Annotated in this window: 6 protein-coding genes; 5 read left to right on the top strand and 1 reads right to left on the bottom strand. The window is 68.8% G+C overall.

What is annotated here, in order from left to right:
- Both ACXJKR_RS20175 and ACXJKR_RS20170 read left to right on the top strand, forming a co-directional pair.
- A partial coding sequence (locus ACXJKR_RS20175; protein ID WP_457324331.1) for an alpha/beta hydrolase family protein occupies positions 1-1,369 on the top strand: 1,369 nt, incomplete at its 5' end.
- Positions 1,366-3,372, top strand: a complete 2,007-nt coding sequence (locus tag ACXJKR_RS20170) for a S9 family peptidase (protein ID WP_457324330.1) — start codon at positions 1,366-1,368, stop codon at positions 3,370-3,372. The genes ACXJKR_RS20175 and ACXJKR_RS20170, both read left to right, overlap by 4 nt.
- On the opposite strand, the gene ACXJKR_RS20165 is transcribed toward ACXJKR_RS20170, so the two are convergent.
- A complete protein-coding gene (locus tag ACXJKR_RS20165) occupies positions 3,362-4,237 on the bottom strand; it encodes a sterol desaturase family protein (protein ID WP_457324329.1) in 876 nt (291 codons plus the stop codon). The two genes, ACXJKR_RS20170 and ACXJKR_RS20165, sit on opposite strands and share 11 nt — an antisense overlap.
- Before the next feature lie 127 nt (positions 4,238-4,364).
- Between ACXJKR_RS20165 and ACXJKR_RS20160 the strand changes: the two genes are divergently transcribed.
- From ACXJKR_RS20160 to ACXJKR_RS20150, 3 genes are all read left to right on the top strand, one after another.
- Positions 4,365-5,351 (top strand): AraC family transcriptional regulator ligand-binding domain-containing protein, encoded by a 987-nt coding sequence (locus tag ACXJKR_RS20160; protein WP_457324328.1) that lies wholly within the window; start codon positions 4,365-4,367, stop codon positions 5,349-5,351.
- Positions 5,348-6,331 (top strand): DUF2804 domain-containing protein, encoded by a 984-nt coding sequence (locus tag ACXJKR_RS20155; protein WP_457324327.1) that lies wholly within the window; start codon positions 5,348-5,350, stop codon positions 6,329-6,331. Before ACXJKR_RS20160 ends, ACXJKR_RS20155 begins: the two co-directional genes overlap by 4 nt.
- 83 nt (positions 6,332-6,414) lie before the next feature.
- Positions 6,415-6,868, top strand: a 454-nt coding sequence (locus ACXJKR_RS20150; RefSeq protein WP_457324326.1) for a hypothetical protein, incomplete at its 3' end; no start/stop codon positions are given.

Genomic DNA, 6,868 nt, shown 5'->3' with positions numbered 1-6,868 from the left:
CGCCAGCGGCGCGCCCCGCGCAGCAGTGAGCTTCACGAACGACCGCCTGCAGGCTTACTGGCTCAAGCCGGGCAGCACGCAATGGGAGCAGCTCTACGACACGACGGTGCTGAAGCAGCCCTTCAGGCTCCACGACGTCGACAGCAAAGGCACGCTCTACGTCACGCACGTGCCCAAAGGAAGCCCGCAAGGCGTGTTGGCGCGCTACGACGTCCAAACGAAAGCGCCCGCTCAGGCCGCCATCGTGGCAACGCCTGGCTTCGATTTCGCCGGCCACCTGATCACCGAAGGCGGCACCGTGCTGGGCGTGCGGGCGCTGGTGGACAGCGAGGCGACAGTCTGGCTGGATGAACGCATGGCCAAGTTCCAGCAGCAGGCCGACAAGCGCCTGCCGGGCTTCATCAACCGCATCAGCTGCCTTCGCTGCGGCCAGCAGGACATGGTGGCCGTCGTCAAGTCCTACGGCGATCACGACCCCGGCAAGGTCTGGCTCTACCTGGGTAAACCGCCCGACGGAGAGCCCCACTGGCGCTCCATCGGCCGGGTGCGCGAGGCGGTCACCCCCGAGCAGATGGCGACGATGGATTTCAAGACCATCAAGGCCCGTGACGGACGCGAACTGCCGGTGTGGATCACGCGCGCCGACGATGCCAAGGGGCCGCGCCCGGCCGTTGTGCTGGTGCACGGCGGGCCCTGGGTGCGGGGCCATGTCTGGGAATGGGACAAATGGGGGCAGTTCCTGGCCTCGCGCGGCTACGTCGTCATCGAGCCGGAGTTCCGCGGCAGCGCCGGCTACGGCGAGGAGCATCTGCGCGCCGGCTTCAAGCAATGGGGCCAGGCCATGCAGGACGACGTGACCGACGCGCTGCGCTGGGCGCAGAAGGAAGGGTTGGCCAGCGAGAAGGCCTGCATCATCGGCGCCAGCTACGGCGGCTACAGCACGCTGATGGGCCTGGCCAGGGAACCCGACCTCTACCGCTGCGGCGTGGCATGGGTGGCCGTGACGGACCTGGAGCTGATGGTGCAGGGGTCGTGGTGGGTGAGCGATGACAGCAGCATCGCCCGCAAGCTGACCCTTCCCGAAATGGTCGGCGGCCCCAAGCAGGATGCCGCCATGCTGGCCGCCAACTCACCGGTGAAGCTGGCCTCGCGCATCAAGGCGCCGGTGCTGCTGGCCTACGGCGAGGCAGACCTGCGCGTGCCCATCGTGCATGGCAAGCGCATGCGCGACGCCCTGAAGGCGGCCGGCAATCCGCCGGAATGGGTCAGCTACCCCGAAGAAGGCCATGGCTTCGGCAAGCCCGAGAACCGACTGGACTTCGCCCGCAGGGTGGAGACCTTTCTCGCCAAGCATTTGGACCAGCCATGAAGCAGCGTCTGCTCGCCCCACTGATCCTGCTGGCCACGCTCGCCACGGGGACCCCGGTCCTGGCCGCGCCGCCGCCGGCCGAAGCCTTCTTCAAGGACCCCACCATCGTCGAGGCCGTGCTGTCGCCGTCGGGCCGCAAGCTCGCCGTGAGGAGCACCTTCGGCGGGCCGCGCGTCGGCCTCGGCGTCTTCGACCTCAACCCTGGCGGCAAGCCGATGCGCACCGCGCAGTTCAATGATGGCGACATCTCGCAGGCCTACTGGGTCAACGATGACCGGCTGGTCTTCAGCGTCACGGACCTGTCCGATGGCAGCGGCCGCCCCAATGGCGCGCCTGGCTTGTTTGCAATCAACCCCGACGGCAGCCAGATCCGACAGTTGGTGCGGCGCATGGGGCGGCCATTCTTCACTGACGGCAGCCGGCAGGATCGTCTGCTGGACTGGAACCACCGCCTGCTGGCCGTGCCACGGCCACAACCGAACGAGGTCAACGAAGAGGTGTTGCTGGCCGAGTTCACGCCCGACGAGCGCCACCTGGAAACGCCGCTGTGGCTCAACACCCGCACCGGCCGCACGCGGCTGACCGGCGTGAACGCCCCACCCGACACCGTGGGCTGGGTGACCGACAGCCGCGGCGAGCTGCGCGTCGCGCTGACGCGCCGCGACGGCCGGCGAGGCGCCCTGTGGCGCGGCCCGGGCCGCCAGGACTGGCAGCCTTTGTACGAAAGCGATCTGCTGAACGCGCCCTTCGGCATCAACGCCGTCGACGATGCCGGCCGGCTCTATGTGACGCACACCCAGCGCGGTAGCGAAACGGTGCTGAGCCTGTACGACTTCGAACGTCACGCGCCAGACCCCAAGCCCCTGGTCGTGACACCGGGTTTCGACTTCAACGGTCGTGTGCTCAATGACGCCGCGGGCACTGCCCTGGGCGTGCGTGTCACGACCGACGCCGAGACGACGGTCTGGCAGAACGCCGCCATGCAGGCGCTGCAAAAGGCGGCGGACGAGCGCATGCCGGGCCGCGTCAACAGCATCAGTTGCCGACGCTGTGGCCAGGCCGATGTCGTGGCGCTGGTGCGCTCCTACAGCGACCGCGAGCCCGGCCAGTTGTGGCTCTACCAGGCCCAGCCGCCCGCGGGCGAATCAGTCTGGCGCCCCGTGGGCCGCATGCGCAACGCGATCGAGCCGTCCGAGATGGCACAGATGGACCTGCACCGCATCAAGGCACGCGATGGCCGCGATTTGCCTGTCTGGGTCACGAAGAACGCCGAGGCCACAGGTCCGCTGCCGGCCGTCGTCCTCGTACACGGTGGACCCTGGGTGCGCGGCAATGCCTGGGGTTGGCATGCCTATGCGCAATTCCTGGCCTCGCGAGGCTACGCCGTGATCGAGCCGGAGTTTCGCGGCAGCACCGGTTACGGCCGGGACCATTTCCGCGCCGGCTTCCGCCAGTTCGGCCAGGCCATGCAGGACGACGTGGCGGACGCTCTGCGCTGGGCGCAGGAACAGAAGATCGCCAGCGACAAGGCCTGCATCGCCGGCGCCAGCTACGGCGGCTACAGCACGCTGATGGGCCTGATCAAGGACCCCGAGCTCTACCGCTGCGGCGTGGCCTGGGTGGCCGTGACCGACCTGGATCTGTATGTGGCGGGGTCCTGGTGGGTCCGCGATGACATCCCCGAGTGGGGTCGCCAGTTCCAGCTGCGCGACATGGTGGGCGACCCGGAGAAGGACGCCGCCCTCATCGCCGCTCATTCACCCGTCAAGCAGGCGGCCCGCATCAAGGCGCCCGTGCTGCTGGCCTTCGGTGAAGCCGACCTGCGGGTGCCTCTGGCCCACGGAGAGCGCCTGCGCAAGGCCATGCGCGAGGCCGGCAACGAGCCGGCCTGGGTGACCTACCCCGGCGAAGGCCATGGCTTTGCGGTGCTCAAGAATCGCGTTGACTTCGCGCAGCGCATGGAGGCCTTCCTGGCCAAGCACCTGGGCCCAACTAGCCCTTGAACCCGTTGTAATGCCGCCGCCACTCCGGCGGCCTCCATAGGTGGGCCAGGCGCATGCCCCAGGTCTTCTCCTGGGCCATGTCGTGGAACATCGCCCGCCACTCGTGCGCATTCAGCCAGAACAGGTTGTGCGTGTAAAAGGGGTGCTCCAGGCCGTAGTCCACCGCCGCCTCCTCGGGCACGAAAGTGCCGAACAGGCGGTCGAAGACGATCAGCGTGCCGCCGAAGTTCTTGTCGATGTATTGCGGGTTGCGGCCGTGGTGGGCGCGGTGGTGGGACGGCGTGTTGAAGATGAACTCGAACCAGGCCGGCATCTTGCCGACCCAGCCGGTGTGCACGAAGAACTGGTAGCCCAGGTTGAGCGACAGCGCGAACAGCACCCAGCGAGGCTCGAAGCCCAGCCACACGGCCGGCAGGTAGAACAGCCAGTTGCCCGCAATCGGATAGAACCAGCTCTGGCGCAGCGCGGTGCCGAAGTTCATCTTCTCCGAGCCGTGATGCACGACATGGGCACACCAGAACCAGCGGATGCGGTGGCTGCCGCGGTGGAACCAGTAGTAGAGGAACTCGACGAGGAAGAACAGGCCGATGAAGCGCCAGACAGTCACGTCGACGGTGAACAGGCGGTGGTCATAGACCCAGCCCATGGCCGGCAGCACGAGGACGACGAGCAGCACCAGGTCGGCGACCAGATAGCTGCCGCCGCTGTTCATGCTGTCGAAGGTGTCCCAGAGGTCGAAGACGCCGGTCCTGCGGAAGCGCCAGGCCTCCATCGCGATGAAGACGCCGAAGATGGGCGACAGCAGGACCAGCGTCAGATCGCGCCAGTCGCCATGGCGGTGGTAGAGGTCGAGCAGCCAGTCCATGCCGCTATGTTGATCCGAAACGGCCAGGATTTCTTGACGGCAAAACCCGGGTTTTTGACGGATCGCGCCACGCCTGGGGAGATCACGCAGAGGACGGTGGTCGGCGCTGCTGCATCATCGACCGGCCATGGATGAAACCCGCGTCGCCGCCAGCTATGTCCAGCTGCTCTTCGAGCACATGGGCGCGCTCGGCCGCGCCGACGCCCTTGGCACACCGCCGGCGCCGGCCGAGACCTTTGTCGCGCTGTGCCGCTGGCAGGCGCTGCTCGAGCGGGCACGCGACCTCGACCCCGGCCCGAAGTCGACCTTCTCGCTGCGCCTGGCGCGCGGCATCGCGCCGCGACACTTCGGCGTCGTCGGCTTCGCGGCGCTGGCCTGCGGTACCTTGGGCGAGGCCCTGTTGCGGCTGGAGCGCTATCACCGCTCGGTCTATGACGTGAACATCGCCCAGGTCCACCCCTGCCTCGAGGGCATCTGCATCGAATGGGGCGTGGAGCGCGGCCGCCCCGGCGCCCTGGTCGACGAGACCGCCATCGCGGCCCTGGTGCAGCTGACGCGTGAGTTCACGGGCAGGCCGGTGCGCGCACTGGCGGTGGACTTCGTCAACCGCCGCCCGGCCGATGTGCGGCCCTACGAGGACTTCTTCGGCGGCCCGGTGCGCTTCGATCAGCCCAGCACACGCCTTGTGCTGGCGCTGCGCGACCTCGCCCTGCCCTTGCGCGGCGCCGACGCGGCCCTGCTGGCGCTGCTCGACGATCAAGCCGAACGCCTGCTGCAGGAGGTGGCTGCCATCAGCGAGCCGGTCGGCGTCTGGCGCCAGGCCCTGGTCGGCCTGATCCGCAGTGGCCGCACCCAGCTGCCCGATCTGGCGCTCAGCCTACAGATGAGCCCGCGCAGCCTGCAGCGGCGGCTGGCCGAACAGGGCCAGAGCTTCCAGGCCCTGCTGTCGCAGACTCGCCAGCAACTGGCCGAGGCCTATCTGCGCGACCCCGGCGTCGAGCTGGCCGAGGTGRCTCTGCTGCTCGGCTATTCCGAGCAAAGCGCCTTCACGCGCGCCTTCCGGCAGTGGACAGGCCAGGCGCCGCTGCAGTGGCGCAGACAGCATTCACGATGAACCTGGCTCCCCAAACCGTCGTCACCCATGGCGCGCCGGCCATGGGCCGCTATGCCGGCCGCATATCGCGCATCGATTGGTCACCCATGCGTGAGCGCCGCTCCTGGCTCTGGCACAAGCTGCATCACAAGCGCTGGCATTACGTTGGCCTGGGCAATGAGCAGCTCTTCATCGGCGTCGCCATCGTCCACCTCGGCTGGACCTGCACGGCTTTCGCCTACCTCTTCGACCGTCGCCGCCGCACCTTGCTGGCCAACTGGCGCCAGGACGGCCTGCCGGGATTGCAGGCCGGTGTATCCGACGCGCCGCTCGCCGGCGCCCGCACCTGGTTCCGCGGCCCAGGCGCGCGTCTGACGCTCTGCCACGAGCCGGACGACAGCCTGCGCCTCACGGTCGCCACGCGCGCGCTGCGCATCCAGGCCCGCCTGGACCTCGGCCGCATGGCGCCGCCGCTGCTGGCCATCGGCCCGGTCGACGGCGGCATCGTCCATGCGACGCAAAAGACCACAGCCCTGCCCGTGCAAGGCTGGGCCGAGGCCGAGGGCCATCATTTCGGCCTGGATGGCGCCTGGGCGGCGGTCGACGCGTCCAATGGCCTGCTCGCCCGCGACACCGCCTGGCGCTGGGCCAGCGCCCACCGCGCCGACGCCGGCTTCAATCTGCAGCAGGGCTATTTCGGCGGGCAGGAGAACGTGCTGTGGCTGGACGGCATGCCGATCGCGCTGGCCGGCGCCCATTTCGACTTCGACCCCACCCAGCCGTTGCGGCCGTGGCGGGTGCACACCGACGACGGCCTGCTCGACCTGGTCTTCACGCCTGAAGGCGCACGTGCCGAGGACCGTGACCTCCTTGTCGCCGCCAGCCACTACGTTCAGCCCATCGGCTGCTTCGCCGGCACGGTGCGGGCCGGTGCCGGCGCACCGGCGCGCCGCATCGACGGCCTGCTGGGCGTGACCGAGGACCACCGCTCCCGCTGGTGATACGTCACGCTCGGGCTCGGCAGGTCGGTTCAAAGACCGGGGCGGGTCGATACAGTCATGGCGCATCTCCAGTCGCCCCCCACGTGCCCCACGCCACCACACCCACACGCAACCTCGCGGCCGGCATTGCGCTGACCGTGGCACTGGTGCTGGCGCAGGCCTGGCTGCCCGAGCGCAGCATCGACCTCGCGGCCCCCGGTGCGGTGAGCAACCTGTTCCTGATCACCGCGGGCGACGCACCGGGCGAGCCCCCCGTGCAGTGGGTCGATTTCGAACGCCGCCGCTGGGTTTGCCGCTATCCCGCGAACAGCCCTTCGCAATCGTGTGGCATCACCCTCGTGCTGAGCGGCGATGACCCGGCCCGCGGCAGGAACCTGAGCGGATTCGACAACCTGGAGATGGACCTGGCCTACCAGGGCAGTGCCGCTCATCTGCGCGTGGCCCTGCGCAATTTCGACCCGCGCTTCTCCAAGCTGACCGACGGCAACAGCTCCCGCATGCAGTCGATCAACCTGAGGGGGCGCGATGTCACCGGGC

This window comes from Roseateles sp. P5_E11, from assembly GCF_054049355.1.
Note: the sequence above shows the minus strand (reverse complement) of the source record. Positions and strands in the feature narration are given on the sequence as shown.